This is a genomic window from Rhodococcus sp. NCIMB 12038 (assembly GCF_002165735.1).
Taxonomy (GTDB): domain Bacteria; phylum Actinomycetota; class Actinomycetes; order Mycobacteriales; family Mycobacteriaceae; genus Rhodococcus_F.
In genome coordinates this window covers 222,166-236,171 of sequence record NZ_NHML01000011.1, presented here as the reverse complement: position 1 = coordinate 236,171, position 14,006 = coordinate 222,166, and the positions used below count along the sequence as shown (strand labels likewise).

Sequence of the window (14,006 nt, the reverse complement as noted above, 5' to 3'; positions counted from 1 at the left end):
CATGTCCCAATACACCATTCCCCACGTCATCGAACGAACCCCGGCAGGCGAGCGGTCGTTCGACATCTTCAGTCGGCTGCTGAACGAGCGAATCGTCTTCCTGGGCACGGAGATCGACGACGGCGTCGCCAATGTCGTGATGGCACAGCTGCTCCATCTGCAGGCGGACAGTTCCGATCAGGAGATCGGGCTGTATATCAACTCCCCCGGCGGCTCCACGACCGCGATGCTCGCCATCTACGACACGATGCAGTTCCTGCGCCCGACCATCGCCACCTACTGCATGGGGCAGGCCGCCTCCGCCGCGGCGGTGCTCCTGGCGGCAGGAACCAAGGGACACCGGCACGTCCTGGCGCATTCCCGGGTGCTGCTGCACCAGCCTTCCACGCAGGGCAACGGCACGATCTCCGACCTGGCGCTGCAGGCCGCCGAGATCCTGCGGGTCCGTTCGCAGACCGAGGCGATCCTGAGCAAACACACCGGGCAGACCGTCGAACGCCTGCGCCGGGACACCGACCGGGACCGCATCTTCACGGCCCAGGACGCCATCGATTACGGCCTGGCCGACACGCTCGTCGCGGAGTGACGGCTAGGCCGCGAGCAGAGTGGGCACCTGCCGGTTGGGGATCCCGGTCGCCGAGTTCCGGTTCGCCGCGCCGAGCCGGCGCCCGGACCGGAACAGCAGGTGTTCGACCGGCAGCCCTAGGGCTCCGCACACTGCGCGCAGCATTTCGGAGGACGGCTCCTTCTTCCCGCGCTCGATCTCGGAGAGGTACTGCTTCGACATCCCGACGGCGGCGGCGACGTCCTCGAGACTCCGGTCCTGGTCGCGGCGCGCCTCGCGGAGCACCCGCCCGTAGAGCTCGCGCACCAGCGGCTCCTCCCGCGAACGCTCGGGGGCGGCCGTGACCAGCGTCAGTCTGCGCTGAGCTTCCATACCTCCGGAGTCTTCCAGACGGCGCGCCCGGACGCCGCGGCGTTCACCGACAGCGGACAGCCGATCACGACTGATCGAGCAGGTGATTGCCGAGTAGTTCGTCGACGCGTTCGGCGGCCTCGTCCGGGATCCAGTGGCTCACGCCGCGGAGCACCTCGAACGTGTACGGGGCGTCGACGAATCGGGAGGTCAACTCTGGCCCCACCGGCCCGATCGCCGTGTCGCCGTCGCTCCAGACGAAGAGCGTGGGCACCCGGACCTTCCGGGAGGCCGATCGGGGCGAGGTGAACGGCATCGCGCGATACCAGTTCAGGGCGCCGCGGGCCCGCGTCCGGTCGCGCATGGGCCCGAGGTCGCGCTTCGCGTCGTCCGGCGACTGGCCGCTGGCGAGCAGGGCCCGGTAGCCGAAGCCGTCCGGGGTGATCATTCGCTCCGGGATCCAGGGCAGCTGGAACGCGAACATGTACCAGGACTTCAGGATCTGACGGCTGGTGAGCAGCGCCCGCACGAACGCCGCCGGGTGCGGCACCGACAGCGCCGTGAGCGTGCGGACCCGGTCCGGACGTTCGACGGCGACGCCCCAGGCCACCGCCGCGCCCCAGTCGTGTCCGACGACGTGCGCCGGGCCGAGGCCTGCCCGGTCGATGAGCGCGACGACGTCCGCGATCAGTTCCGTGCTGCGGTACGCGCGGCGGGCGCGGGGCCTGGCACCGGGCGAATAGCCGCGCTGGTCCGGGGCCAGGGTGCGGAACCCGCGCCGGTGCAGCAGCGGCGCCAGCGCGTCCCACGACCGCGAGTCCTGCGGAAATCCGTGCAACAGCACCACCGGTGTGCCGTCGATCGGTCCCTCGTCGCGGACGTCGAACACCAGTCCGTCGCGGGTGAACGTGCCGATCCGCTCCGTGCGACTCATCCGACGCTCGTCTCACGCTCGCTGCGGTCTGCGGCCGACTCTCCGGCGCGGATGAAGCGTCCCGTCTTGGTCACCCCGAATCCACCGGTGAATTCGCCGTCGCGGTAGACGAGCCTGCCGTTGATCACCGTCGCGACCGCGGCGCCGTCGCTGCGGTTCACCATCCGCCGCAACCCGCCGTATTCGGGGACCTCCGCCTCGAACAATCCGTCCACCGAGGCGTCGAGGCCCGCCGGGTCGACGACGACCAGGTCGGCGCGGTCACCTTCGCGGAGGTGGCCGGCGTCGATGCCGTACCAGTCGGCCAGCTCGCCTGTCAGCCGGTGAACGGCCCGCTCGACGGTCAGGAACGGCTTGCGGTCGGACTGCGCGTCCTTGACCTTCTTCAGCAACCGGATCGGGAAGTTGTAGAACGCCATGTTGCGCAGGTGGGCGCCGGCGTCGCCGAATCCCATCTGCACCCCGGAGCTCGCGGCGAGCTTCTTCGCGAACCTGGGGCGATGGTTGGCGATGGTGGTCCGCCACCGCAGATCGGTGCCGTACTCGACGACGAGATCGAGGTACGCGTCGACCGGGTGCACACCGCGGAGATCACCCACGGCGCCGAACGTCTTGCCGATCAGCGTCTCGTCGGGGCACCCGACGATCACCGCGTCGTAGAAGTTGCGGTGCCAGATGCGGGGGCTGAACTTGTTGTCGTAGTCCTTGCGGAACCGGCGCCGGTAGGACTCGTCCTGCAGCAGGGCGTTCCGCTCCACCTGGTTCTTGAGGTGCAGTGCCGCCGCGCCTGCGCCGAATTCCTCGAACACCACGAGGTCGATCCCGTCCGCGTACACGGTGAACGGCACCGGCAGGTGCTGCCACTTGAAATCGGTCTTGGCGAAGCGGTTCAGCAGCGGCGCCGCGGCGAGCATGAAGTAGACGATCGGCGGATACGCCTTCGAGTCCGCGGCCGACAGCAGCGACGTCTTGAGGGGCTTGCGCCGCCCGAGGCCCGAACTCTCCGCGAAGAATCCGGCGATGTTCGGGTGCAGGTTGATCGTGGGCGCGCTCTGCAGGATCTTGCCGCGCTCGCGCAGGATGCGGTTGAGGAAGCGGAATTCCTTCCACCGCGCGTACGTGGACGGCAGTGAGCGGGAACGGTATTCGTCGCCGTCGATCTTGTCGAGCGCGTTCGTCATCGAGGAGAGTCCGAGGAAGCCGGCGTCGACGGCGTCGGTGAGCATCGCACCCATCTGCTCGAGTTCGCGAGCGGTCGGCTCGATCCGCTTGTCGGTGCCCCGGCCGAGGCCGAGGACGTGGGTGCGGATGTCGGAGTGCCCGATGAACCCGGCGACGTTGGGGCCGAGCGGCAACGACTCGAGCGCCTCGACGTACTCCGCCGGGCTCTGCCAGATCTTGTTCTCCTCCAGGATCCCGAGCACGGAGTCGTGCGGCACTGCCTCGACCCTGCTGAACAGGTCGGCGCACTCACGCGGCGTCGAATACACGGTGGAGAGGGAGCAATTTCCGAGAACGACGGTGGTCACGCCGTGTCGCACCGACTCCGGCAGTCCGGGGCTGACGAGCACTTCCGCGTCGTAGTGGGTGTGCACGTCGACGAACCCGGGAAGCACCCACTTGCCTGCGGCGTCGATGACCTCGGTATCGGGTCCGACGGGCAGCGGGCGAGTCGATGCCCGGACGACGATTCCGTCGCGGATGCCGAGATTGCGTCGCAGCGGCGCGGATCCGGTTCCGTCGAACCACAGCCCACCATTGACGACCACATCGAAATCCGACATTGTTGCGCTCCTCACACTCAGTATGTGTTACCCGAGGTTACGTATGCTGTTGAGTAAAAGTCAATGGACGGTTCGAGAGTTCCTCAATAGAGTGCAGGGGTGGCCGCCGCACCCCGCTCTCCCGAAGATCGGCGCGCGCAGATCCTCGACGTGGCCGTCCGGCTCCTCGAGGCGGTGCCGTTCGACGACCTGTCGATCGACCAGGTGGCGGCCGAGGCAGGCGTCTCCGCACCGCTGCTGTTCCACTACTTCAAGAACAAGCAGGGCTTTCGCAACGCCGTCCTCGAAGCCTCGGCGTCCGAACTGCAGCGGCGGATGACACCCGACGCGACGCTCCCGGTGTACGGGCAACTCCGGGCGGGCGTCGAAACATTCGCGGACGCGGTGATCGAGCACCCCACCATCTACCTCGCGGTCATGCGGATGGCCGGTAGCGGCGACGAGAGGATGCGGCAGATCTACCGCGGCATGCGGCGGACGTTCACCCGGTGGATCGGTGTGTCGCTGGCCGAGTTCGGCGTGCCGACGACGCCCGCGCTCGAGGCCGCGATCTCGGGCTGGCAGGCGTTCATGGAGGAGATCGTGCTGTCCTGGCTCGACGAGCCGACCATGGAGCGCACCGAGATGATCGACCTGTGCGAACGCGCCTTCTACCACCTGCTTCCCGCAGCGGGTGTCGATGTCGACGCCCTCGACACGACACGCTGAACTCGAGGGGCCGGGTTCACAGGAACCTTCCAGCCGCCTCCCAGCCGGGTGACGCCCCCGCGCGAGAACGTTGTCGGGACAGCAACTCGCGAAGGGACCACCTGATGACTGCCGTTCTCACTCCGGCGCCGCCACGGAGAACAGGATCGCCCGGCCACCGCGCCGAGTCGGATTCGTGGATCCGCCGACGCGGTTCCGCACTCGCCCTCACCGCGCTACTCGCCGCCACCGCGGCGCTGTACCTGTGGGACCTCACCTCCAGCGGCTACGCCAACAGTTTCTACGCCGCAGCGGCACAGGCCGGTTCGCAGAGCTGGAAGGCGTGGTTCTTCGGCTCACTCGACACCTCGAATTTCATCACGGTCGACAAACCGCCCGCGTCGCTGTGGGTGATGGGACTGTCCGGGCGGATCTTCGGGTTCTCCAGCGCCAGCCTCCTCGCCCCCCAGGCCCTGATGGGCGTCGGTTCGGTCGCCCTGGTCTACGCGGCCGTCACCCGCGTCACGAACAGGGGCGCCGGGCTGATTGCCGGCACCGTTCTCGCCGCAACTCCCGCGGCCGCCTTGATGTTTCGCTTCGACAACCCCGACGCGCTGCTCGTGCTCCTGATGACCGCGGCAGGATACTTCGTGGTCCGCGCGATCGAGACGGAGACCGGCCGCCGCGCCGCGACGTGGATCGCCCTCACCGGGGTCGCGCTCGGCTTCGCGTTCCTCACCAAGATGCTGCAGGGCCTGATGGTGCTGCCCGCGTTCGGTCTGGCGTATCTGGTGGCCGGGCACGCCCGATTGCGGGTTCGGCTGCTGCACCTGGCCGGGGGTGTCGCCGCCGTCGTCGCCGCGGCCGGATGGTGGGTTCTCGCCGTGTGGCTGTGGCCCGCGGACGCCCGCCCCTACATCGGTGGTTCCACCGACAACAGCGTCATGGATCTGGTGCTCGGCTACAACGGACTCGGCCGGATCTTCGGAAACACCGGCGGCGGCGGAATGTCCGGCGGCAGTGCGGGATCGAGCTTCGGTGGGAGCACCGGGCTGGATCGCCTGTTCGGCAGCGAGATGGGCATCGAGATCTCGTGGCTGATCCCGGCGGCGCTGGTCGCCCTGGTCTTCGGGTTGTTCGCCCGCGGACGCGCTCCGCGCACGGACCGCATGCGGGCGTCCCTGATCGTGTGGGGCGGATGGTTCCTCGTCACCGGACTGATCTTCAGCTACATGTCCGGCACCATCCACCCCTACTACACGGTGGCGCTCGCCCCCGCGATCGCCGGGATGATCGGCACCGGCGGGTACGCCCTGTGGCAAACGCGCGGCAGCATTCTCGGACGGTCCGGCCTCGCCTTCATGATGGTGGCCGCAGGTGCGTGGAGCTGGGTTCTGTTGCACCGCAACACCGAGTGGATGCCCGCCCTGAAGTGGGTCCTGCTCGCCGGTACCATTCTCGGCGCCGCCCTGATCGCGTTCGGCGACGGGAACCGCTTCCGGAAACTCGCCGTCACCGGCGTGCTGCTGGGCTCGCTCGCCGGAATCGGAGGCTCCGCGTCCTACGCGATCGCCACCGCAGCCACCGCGCACAACGGATCGATCCCCACGGCCGGCCCGTCCGGGGCTGTCACCGATACCGGAATGGGAGGCGGCGGCGGCCGGGCACCCGGCGGTGACACGGCCGGAGGCCAGGCGCCCGACGGTGGCATGGGCGGCGGCCAGGCGCCCGACGGTGACATGGCCGGCGGCCAGGCACCCGGCGGTGGCATGGCCGGCAACGAGGGTGGGACGAGTTCCGAGCTCACGACGTTGCTCGCCGAGGCAGGCACCACGTGGTCGGCCGCGACCAACGGTTCGCAGAGCGCGGCCACCTACGAACTGGCGGCCGACACCGCGGTGATGGCCATCGGCGGATGGAGTTCCGACCCCACGCCGACACTCGACCAGTTCATCTCCAACGTCGAGAACGGCCAGGTGCACTACTACATCTCAGGTGATGGCGGCGGTGGTCGCGGCGGCGACAGCACGTCCGGCGCGATCCAGGAGTGGGTGGCGGCCAATTTCACCGCCGTCACGGTGGGCGGCACGACTGTGTACGACCTCTCCGGCTACACCGGATAATCACCGACAGGCACACAGAGAACCGGCAGGTGCATCACCTGCCGGTTCTCGTCGAGCGAGTGACGGGATTCGAACCCGTGTGAACGGCTTTGCAGGCCGGTACCTCAACCACTCAGTCACACCCGCATCGATCATCACTGTGCCCGGCCGGCTCCGAGGGCGCGAGAGTTGTGCTCACGGTGATTCTGAACCGACACGCCGGGGCGGGAACAAACCGTGTGCCCTCGTTGCTGTGTTGCTTCATGACCGATACCGAAGAACGCGCCGCCCCGACGGGCGAGCGGACCACCACTCGGCCCAGCCTTCGGGTGATCCTCGTACTCGGCGCGATGGTGGCCCTCGGCCCCTTCACCATCGACATGTATCTGCCGGCGCTACCCGACATCGGAACCGACCTCGGCGCATCCTCGTCCGCGGTCCAGCTGACCATCACCGGAACCCTGCTCGGCCTCGCGCTGGGGCAGTTGATCGTCGGACCGCTGGCGGACAGCCTCGGACGCAGGCGCCCCCTCATCGCCGGCATCGGTGTGCACGTCATAGCGTCCGTACTCGCGGTGTTCGCGCCGACCGTCGCAGTGCTGGGGGTGCTGCGCGTCTTCCAGGGCATCGGCGCCGCCGCCGCAGCGGTGGTCGCGCTCGCCGTGGTCCGCGACCTCTTCTCCGGGAACACCGTCGCCGTCGTGATGTCGCGGCTGATGCTCGTCCTCGGCGTCGCACCCGTGCTCGCCCCGAGTATCGGCGGGGCGCTCCTCATCGCCCTCGACTGGCGCGGGATCTTCGTCGTCCTCGCCGTGATCGGCACGCTGACCGCGTTGATCGGTGCGTGGGGGCTGACGGAGACGCTGCCGCCCGAGCGTCGCCGCAAGAGCAATCTCCTCGCCGTGCTGGGCACCTACAGGGGACTGCTCGGGGACCGGGCGTTCATGGTGCTCGCCCTCGTATCGAGCGTGGCGATGGGATCGCTGTTCTCGTACGTCTCCGGTGCGTCGTTCGTGTTCCAGGACCAGTACGGCCTGGACGAGCAGCAGTTCGCGCTGCTGTTCAGCTCCGGCGCGATCGCTCTGATCGGCGCCTCGCAACTCAACGTCCGCGCCCTCGCACGCTGGTCACCGCTGCAGATCACGGTGTCTGCCCTCGGATTCGCGACGGTGGCCGGGCTGGCGCTGATCACCACCGCGCATTTCGAGTTCGGCGGGCTCGTCGGGTTCGTCGTTCCCCTGTGGTTCCTCCTCGGCGGTGTCGGATTCGTCCTGCCGAATGCTCCGGCGCTGGCCCTCGGCAGGCACGGGGAGGCCGCGGGCACGGCTGCCGCACTGCTCGGCGCCCTGCAATTCGGTGTCGGCGCCCTGATCGCTCCCCTGGTCGGCGTGCTCGGTAACACCGGCGTCGCACTCGCGGTCACGATGACCGCGTGCACGGGACTCGGGTTGGTGGCGCTGGCCGCCGCAGCGAAGGCGGAAGCCCGCTGACGACACGCTCGGCAGACTTTCACGGCCCATCACCCGACATGGGATGATCGACGCATGCCACCACCGTCACCACTTCATCTCGACCCCATCGAAGAGGCCCACCGGCAGTGGACCAAGCACGGCTGGGGTGACGTCGCCGACGGCATGGCCGCGGTGACCTCGGTGATGCGCGCCCATCAGATCATGATCGCGCGGGTGGAAGAGGTGCTCAAACCGTCGGGGCTCACCTTCGCCCGGTACGAATTGCTGACCTTGCTGACGTTCACGCGTACCGGTGCGCTCCCGATGGCGAAGGCCAGCGCGCGCCTTCAGGTTCACCCGACAAGCGTCACCAACGCCGTCGACCGGCTCGAGACGGCGAATCTCGTGCGGCGTGTTCCGCATCCGAGCGACCGACGCGCGACGCTGATCGAAATCACCGACGCGGGAAGGAAACTGGCCGTCGAGTCCACCGAGCGGCTCAACGCCCAGGTGTTCTCACGCCCCGGCGTGTCCGGTGACAAGCTGGAACAACTGGTCGCCATCCTCGCCGAACTGCGCCGCGAGGCAGGCGATTTCGACACCGGAGACGCGCCCACCAAGTGGTGACCCACGACTGTCGCCCCGCACCGGATCCCGGTGCGGGGCGACAGTCGTCAGGGCGTCTAGCGGTGCTTGAAGACGGGCGAACGCTTCTCGACGAACGCCGCCATGCCTTCCTTCTGGTCTTCGGTGGCGAACGTCGAGTGGAACACCCGGCGCTCGAACCGGACGCCCTCGGTGAGCGTGGTCTCGAAGGAGCGGTTCACCGCCTCCTTCGCCATCATCGCGACCGGGAGGGACATCTCGGCGATGGTGGTCGCCGTCTGCAGCGCCTCGTCCAGGAGGTCGGCGGCGGGCACGATCCGCGACACCAACCCGGCGCGTTCGGCCTCCTCGGCGTCCATGTTCCGGCCGGTCAGGCACAGTTCCATGGCCTTGGCCTTGCCCACTGCGCGCGTCAGCCGCTGCGAGCCGCCGATGCCGGGAATGACACCGAGCTTGATCTCCGGCTGACCGAACTTCGCGGTGTCGGCGGCGATCAGGATGTCGCAGAGCATCGCCAGTTCGCATCCGCCGCCGAGGGCGTAGCCCGCGACAGCAGCGATGGTGGGCTTGCGGGCCGCGGCGAGGCGATCCCATGCGGCGAAGAAGTCGTCCAGGTAGACGTCCATGTACGACTTGGGCTGCATCTCCTTGATGTCGGCGCCCGCCGCGAAGGCCCGGTCGGAACCGGTGATCAGGATGGCACCGATCGCCGAATCCTTCTCCAACTCCTCCACAGCCGACACGACCTCGCGCATCAGTTCGGAGTTCAGTGCGTTGAGGGCTTTCGGACGGTTGAGGGTGATGATCCCCACCCGGCCCTTGCGCTCCAGGAGAATGGTCTCGAAGTCGGTCACTGCTCTCCCTCGGTGGAACGTTCGCGGATGTCGTTGATGATGGCCGAGAAGTCCTGGCCACCACCGCCGGCGGCGTGGAACCGGCTGTACAGTTCGGCGGCGCGGAGCCCGAGTTCGGCCTCGACGCCGTTGGTCTTCAGCGCGTTCGCGGCGAGACCGAGATCCTTGTCCATCAGTGCGGCGGCGAAGCCCGGCTGGTAGTCATTGTTGGCCGGGCTCGTCGGAACCGGTCCGGGCACAGGACAGTTGGTGGTGAGCGCCCAACACTGACCCGACGCGTTCGATGCGACGTCGAACAGGGCCTGGTTGCTCAGCCCCAGCTTCTCGCCGAGGACGAACGCCTCGCTGACGGCGATCATCGACACACCGAGGATCATGTTGTTGCAGATCTTCGCGGCCTGACCGTTACCCGGGTCGCCGCAGTGGACGACCTTCTTGCCCATCACGTCGAGCAGCGGCTTCGCGGATTCGAAGTCGTCCGCCGTGCCGCCGACCATGAACGCGAGAGTTCCCGCGGTCGCGCCGACGACGCCACCGGAGACGGGTGCGTCCACCGAACGGTGTCCGGCCTGGACGGCCTCGTCGTGCGCCGCGCGGGCGTCCGCCACGTCGATGGTGGACGAGTCGATGAACAGGGTGCCCGGTTTCGCGGCGGGCAGGATCTCCGCATAGAGCCCGAGAACGTGCTTGCCGCTCGGCAGCATCGTGATCACGACGTCCACCTCACGCACGGCCTCGACGGCCGAATCGGCGACGGTGACACCATCTTTCACTGCCTGCTCGAGTGCGGCGGGCGCGAGGTCGAAGCCGACCACCGTGTGTCCCGCCTTGACGAGGTTGGCCGCCATGGGGCCACCCATGTGACCGAGTCCCAGAAATCCGACGGTAGTGCTCATTGCAGTCCCTCCTGGACGCTTGTGGCTGGTGGTCAGCGTTGCGGTTGCGGGGCCGTGAGGCCGAGTTCGAGGTCGCCGAGGGGCGCGAAGAACTGTGCGACGTCGGCGTCGGTCACCTCGTCGATCGTCGCGGGCGACCAGTGCGGGTTGCGGTCCTTGTCGACGACCTGCGCCCGGATCCCCTCGACCAGATCGGCCGAACCCAGGCACGCCACGGACACCCGGAACTCCTCGTTCAGCACCTCCTCCAGGCTGCCCGCGACGCGGGCCCGGCGCAGCGACCGCAGGGTCACCGCGCACGCGGTCGGCGACTTCGACAGCACCTGCTCGGCCGCCTTCTGCGCTTCCGGCACCGCACTGGCCTGCAGCCGGGCCACGATCTCCGCCACCGAGTCCGCGGAATACGCGGCATCGATCCAGCCCTGCTGCGCCAGCAGGTCCGACTCGGGGGCCGGTTCGGTGAACTCCGCCAACGCCTCGTCGATCGACACGCTCGACAGCGCCTGGACGAACGCCTCGATCTTCGCGGACGGGATGAAGTGGTCGGCGAACCCGCACGCGATCGCATCCCCGGCACTCAGCCGTGCGGTGGTCAGCGCGATGTGGGTGCCCAACTCCCCCGGGGTGCGGGCCAGCAGATAGGTGCCGCCGACGTCGGGAACGAACCCGATCCCGGTCTCGGGCATCCCGATCATCGACCGCTCGGTCACGATCCGCACACTGCCGTGCGCCGACACCCCGACCCCGCCGCCCATCACGATGCCGTCCATGATCGCCACATACGGCTTCGGGTAGTTCGCGATCGCCGCGTTNAGGATGTACTCGTCCCGCCAGAACTCCCGCGACCCGGTACCNCCCTCCTTCGCGTCGTGGTAGATCGANACGATGTCCCCGCCNGCGCACAGGCCGCGTTCCCCGGCGCCGGTGATCAGCACCGCCCGCACCTCCTCGTCCCCNGCCCACTCCGCCAGNGCCGGGGCGATCCTCCGCACCATGGTGTGGTTGAGGGCGTTGATCGCCTTCGGCCGGTTCAGCACGATCCGGCCCAGNCCGTCCCGCTTCTCGATCAGAACCTCGTCCACCGTGTCTGTCATGCCGCTCCCTGCTTCCCGTGTCCCGCNANGANGCTGCGGGCGATGACCACCCGCATGATCTCGTTGCTGCCCTCGAGGATCTGATGCACCCGCAGGTCGCGGACGATCTTCTCGATCCCGTACTCGGCAAGATAGCCGTACCCGCCGTGCAACTGCAGCGCCTTGTTCGCGACCTCGAANCCGGTGTCGGTGGCGAACCGNTTCGCCATCGCACACAACTCNACCACGTCCGGGGCGCCCTCCTCCAGCGCGGCCGCCGCCCGCCACANCAGGGTCCGGGCCGCCTCGAGNTCGGTGCGCATGTCCGCGAGCTGGAACTGCAACGCCTGCGACTCGAGCAACGANGCCCCGAACGCCTTGCGGTCCGCCAGATACGNGACGGCCTTGTCCAGCGCGGTCTGCGCCCCGCCGACCGAGCAGGCGGCGATGTTCAACCGGCCCCCGTTCAGGCCGGCCATCGCGATCCGGAACCCGCCGCCCTCCGCACCGAGCAGGTTGCCCGCCGGTACCCGCACGTCCTCGAAGATCACCTGCCGGGTCGGTTGGGCGTTCCAGCCCATCTTCACCTCGTTCGGCCCGAACGACAGCCCCGCCGANTCCTTCGGNACGATGAACGCCGAAATCCCGCGCGGCCCGNTGTCGCCGGTGCGGGCCATCACCACATACACCTCCGACGTCCCGGCCCCGGAGATGAACTGCTTGACCCCGTTGAGGACGTAGTCGTCGCCGTCGCGGACCGCCTTGGTGCTCAGCGCCGCCGCATCCGAGCCGGCGCCGGGTTCGGTGAGGCAGTAGCTGCCCAGCTGATCCATCGCACACAGTCCCGGCACCCAGGTGTGCCGCTGCTCGTCGGTGCCGAACTTGTCGATCATCCAGGTGACCATGTTGTGGATGGAAATGTAGGCGGCGATCGACGGGCAGCCCTTCGCNANCTGCTCGAAGATNCGGGCCGCATCGACGCGGGTCAGCTCGGAGCCGCCCACNTCCTCGCGGACGTAGATCCCGCCCATCCCCAGCGAGGCGGCCTTGCGCAGCACATCCACCGGGAAATGCTTGGTCTGATCCCACTCCACAGCATGCGGCGCCAGATGCTCGGCCGCGAAATCACGGGCCGTGTCACTGATCGCCCGCTCGTCATCGGTCAAGGTGAACATACAAATCGACCCTTTCAGGTTCGGGTAGTTGGAAGTACTATAGTTGGATATCCATGTAAATTGCCAGTGGGATGTGACCCGAAAGTGGTCGTTCATTGGATTCCCGAGTACGAACCACGAGGAGGCTACCGGTGGCCACTACGCAACCACCCCACCCGGCGCCGGCCACGGCGCTGATCGCCGCCGTCCTGCAGACGCAGAAGCTGATCACCCATCACCTCAACTCCACGTTGCGCCCACTGGGCCTGTCGTTCGCGCGGTACGAGGTCCTGGCGATGATGGTCGCCGCGAACGGCCCGCTGCCCATGGTGCGGATCGTTCGTGCCCTGGACCGGCACCCGACCACCATCGGAACGCTCGTCGACGGCCTCGAAGAGGCAGGGCTGTGCGTGCGGGCGATCAATCGCTCCGACCGTCGCTCGACCCTGGTCACGGTCACCGACAAGGGCCTCGAGGTGGGGGCGTCGGCGAGCCGAGCCCTCGACGGCGTCGCGCTCGCGGACCCACAGGACATGCACCGTCTCCACGAGGGTCTGCAACAGCTACTCGCCGCAACCCGGCGGGCATCGACCGCGGCCGCCGAACTGTCGGGAGACCGGCCGTGATCGACGTACGCAATATTCGCTCGGATGATCTGCGGTACCTGCTCGCCGTGGCGCGGACGGGTCGCCGCCAATCTGCTGCGATGGACCTGGGCGTCGATCACACCACCGTCTCGAGGCGCGTGCGCGCGCTCGAGAAGGTTCTCGGCGTCCGACTGCTGCAGCGCAGTGCCGACGGGTGGGAGTTGACCGATGTCGGCCGATCGATCGCGGAGAAGGCGCAACACATCGAGGAAGCCGTTCAGGAAGCGGCCGACGTGGTCCTCGGCATCAGCGAGGATACACTCCGGGGAACGGTCCGGATCACCGCTCCGGACGGGTTCGGCTCGTTGTTCGTCGCTCCGGCGCTGGCCAAGTTGAGAATGAATCATCCGCATCTCGTCGTCGAATTGGTCACCGATACACGGCAACTCAATCTCTATCAATCGGGGTTCGACCTGGCCGTGGCGGTGGGGACGCCGATCACCAGTCGGCTGGTCTCCGAAAGGGTGTGCCAGTACTCGCTCGGGTTGTACGGCAGCGAACAGTATTTCCGCGACCACGGTGAACCCGGCAGCATCGAGGAGCTGACGGCGCACCCGCTGGTCTTCTTCGTCGACTCCCTGCTGCAGGTCGGGGATCTCGACTTGAACCGTCATCTGCCCGGTGTTGCGGCAAAATTCATGTCCACCAACATCTTCGCTCACGTCGCGGCCACCCGGTGCGGTGGCGGCATCGGACTGCTGCCGGCATTCATGGCCGACCAGCACGCCGATCTGCGCCGAATCCTGCCCGACACCGTCGACGTCCGACTCTCCTTCTCCCTGGCCGCTCGCCGCGAAAGCCTGACCAATCCTGCGGTACAGGCTGTGCGGCAAGCGATCCAGGAAGAGGCTCTCAGCCGTCGAGAAGAACTGGTCCCCACCAGGTAGTTCCGTCGGAGGGCG

The 14,006-nt window shown here is 68.0% G+C and carries 14 protein-coding genes and 1 tRNA gene; 7 read left to right on the top strand and 8 right to left on the bottom strand.

The genetic code is table 11. The features are described from left to right. The first annotated feature begins 1 nt into the window (after position 1). The gene (locus CA951_RS18880; RefSeq protein WP_087558291.1) at positions 2-586 is read left to right on the top strand and encodes an ATP-dependent Clp protease proteolytic subunit; all 585 of its coding nucleotides are present in this window, start codon (positions 2-4) and stop codon (positions 584-586) included. 3 nt (positions 587-589) lie between these two features. On the opposite strand, the gene CA951_RS18875 is transcribed toward CA951_RS18880, so the two are convergent. The 3 genes from CA951_RS18875 to CA951_RS18865 all read right to left on the bottom strand — a co-directional run bounded on the left by CA951_RS18875 (position 590) and on the right by CA951_RS18865 (position 3,634). Continuing rightward, a complete protein-coding gene (locus tag CA951_RS18875; RefSeq protein WP_087558290.1) occupies positions 590-937 on the bottom strand; it encodes a helix-turn-helix domain-containing protein in 348 nt (115 codons plus the stop codon). A 64-nt stretch (positions 938-1,001) separates the two neighbouring features. Next, positions 1,002-1,850: an alpha/beta fold hydrolase gene (locus CA951_RS18870; RefSeq protein ID WP_087558289.1), complete on the bottom strand. Its 849-nt coding sequence runs from the start codon at positions 1,848-1,850 to the stop codon at positions 1,002-1,004. Next, positions 1,847-3,634, bottom strand: coding sequence for an amidohydrolase family protein (locus tag CA951_RS18865; protein ID WP_087558288.1), 1,788 nt, complete (start codon positions 3,632-3,634; stop codon positions 1,847-1,849). Before CA951_RS18865 ends, CA951_RS18870 begins: the two co-directional genes overlap by 4 nt. 99 nt (positions 3,635-3,733) lie before the next feature. Here CA951_RS18865 and CA951_RS18860 point away from each other — a divergent pair, with 99 nt between their 5' ends. Beyond that, positions 3,734-4,342, top strand: coding sequence for a TetR/AcrR family transcriptional regulator (locus CA951_RS18860; protein WP_087558287.1), 609 nt, complete (start codon positions 3,734-3,736; stop codon positions 4,340-4,342). Between the two features lie 104 nt (positions 4,343-4,446). After that, positions 4,447-6,444 carry a glycosyltransferase family 39 protein gene (locus tag CA951_RS18855; protein ID WP_179220240.1) on the top strand — a complete coding sequence of 666 codons (1,998 nt, stop codon included), beginning with the start codon at positions 4,447-4,449 and terminating at the stop codon, positions 6,442-6,444. 54 nt (positions 6,445-6,498) lie between these two features. Here the strand turns inward: CA951_RS18855 and CA951_RS18850 are convergent. After that, positions 6,499-6,570, bottom strand: a tRNA-Cys gene (locus CA951_RS18850). Between the two features lie 92 nt (positions 6,571-6,662). On the opposite strand from CA951_RS18850, the gene CA951_RS18845 reads away from it, so the two are divergent. Beyond that, positions 6,663-7,913 (top strand): multidrug effflux MFS transporter, encoded by a 1,251-nt coding sequence (locus CA951_RS18845; protein ID WP_087558350.1) that lies wholly within the window; start codon positions 6,663-6,665, stop codon positions 7,911-7,913. A 54-nt stretch (positions 7,914-7,967) separates the two neighbouring features. After that, entirely contained in the window at positions 7,968-8,501 is a 534-nt protein-coding gene (locus CA951_RS18840) for a MarR family winged helix-turn-helix transcriptional regulator (RefSeq protein ID WP_072946034.1), read from the top strand. Between the two features lie 56 nt (positions 8,502-8,557). Here the strand turns inward: CA951_RS18840 and CA951_RS18835 are convergent, their stop codons facing one another. The 4 genes from CA951_RS18835 to CA951_RS18820 form a co-directional block, all read right to left on the bottom strand. After that, positions 8,558-9,334 (bottom strand): enoyl-CoA hydratase, encoded by a 777-nt coding sequence (locus tag CA951_RS18835; RefSeq protein ID WP_087558286.1) that lies wholly within the window; start codon positions 9,332-9,334, stop codon positions 8,558-8,560. Then, positions 9,331-10,230, bottom strand: coding sequence for a 3-hydroxyisobutyrate dehydrogenase (mmsB, locus tag CA951_RS18830; RefSeq protein WP_087558285.1), 900 nt, complete (start codon positions 10,228-10,230; stop codon positions 9,331-9,333). Before mmsB ends, CA951_RS18835 begins: the two co-directional genes overlap by 4 nt. Positions 10,231-10,262: 32 nt before the next feature. Further along, positions 10,263-11,324, bottom strand: coding sequence for an enoyl-CoA hydratase/isomerase family protein (locus CA951_RS18825; RefSeq protein ID WP_087558284.1), 1,062 nt, complete (start codon positions 11,322-11,324; stop codon positions 10,263-10,265). Next, the gene (locus CA951_RS18820; protein ID WP_087558283.1) at positions 11,321-12,478 is read right to left on the bottom strand and encodes an acyl-CoA dehydrogenase family protein; all 1,158 of its coding nucleotides are present in this window, start codon (positions 12,476-12,478) and stop codon (positions 11,321-11,323) included. Before CA951_RS18820 ends, CA951_RS18825 begins: the two co-directional genes overlap by 4 nt. 131 nt (positions 12,479-12,609) lie before the next feature. Here CA951_RS18820 and CA951_RS18815 point away from each other — a divergent pair, with 131 nt between their 5' ends. Both CA951_RS18815 and CA951_RS18810 read left to right on the top strand, forming a co-directional pair. Further along, entirely contained in the window at positions 12,610-13,083 is a 474-nt protein-coding gene (locus CA951_RS18815; RefSeq protein ID WP_087558282.1) for a MarR family winged helix-turn-helix transcriptional regulator, read from the top strand. Further along, entirely contained in the window at positions 13,080-13,991 is a 912-nt protein-coding gene (locus tag CA951_RS18810; protein WP_087558281.1) for a LysR family transcriptional regulator, read from the top strand. The genes CA951_RS18815 and CA951_RS18810 overlap by 4 nt, the downstream gene beginning before the upstream one ends. Positions 13,992-14,006: the final 15 nt, after the last annotated feature.

Bases quoted from the DNA above. Each gene is read 5' to 3' on its own strand.
- CA951_RS18875 (WP_087558290.1), bottom strand. From the start codon at position 937: ATGGAAGCTCAGCGCAGACTGACGCTGGTCACGGCCGCCCCCGAGCGT.
- CA951_RS18870 (WP_087558289.1), bottom strand. From the start codon at position 1,850: ATGAGTCGCACGGAGCGGATCGGCACGTTCACCCGCGACGGACTGGTG.
- CA951_RS18880 (WP_087558291.1), top strand. From the start codon at position 2: ATGTCCCAATACACCATTCCCCACGTCATCGAACGAACCCCGGCAGGC.
- CA951_RS18840 (WP_072946034.1), top strand. From the start codon at position 7,968: ATGCCACCACCGTCACCACTTCATCTCGACCCCATCGAAGAGGCCCAC.
- CA951_RS18855 (WP_179220240.1), top strand. From the start codon at position 4,447: ATGACTGCCGTTCTCACTCCGGCGCCGCCACGGAGAACAGGATCGCCC.
- mmsB (WP_087558285.1), bottom strand. From the start codon at position 10,230: ATGAGCACTACCGTCGGATTTCTGGGACTCGGTCACATGGGTGGCCCC.
- CA951_RS18865 (WP_087558288.1), bottom strand. From the start codon at position 3,634: ATGTCGGATTTCGATGTGGTCGTCAATGGTGGGCTGTGGTTCGACGGA.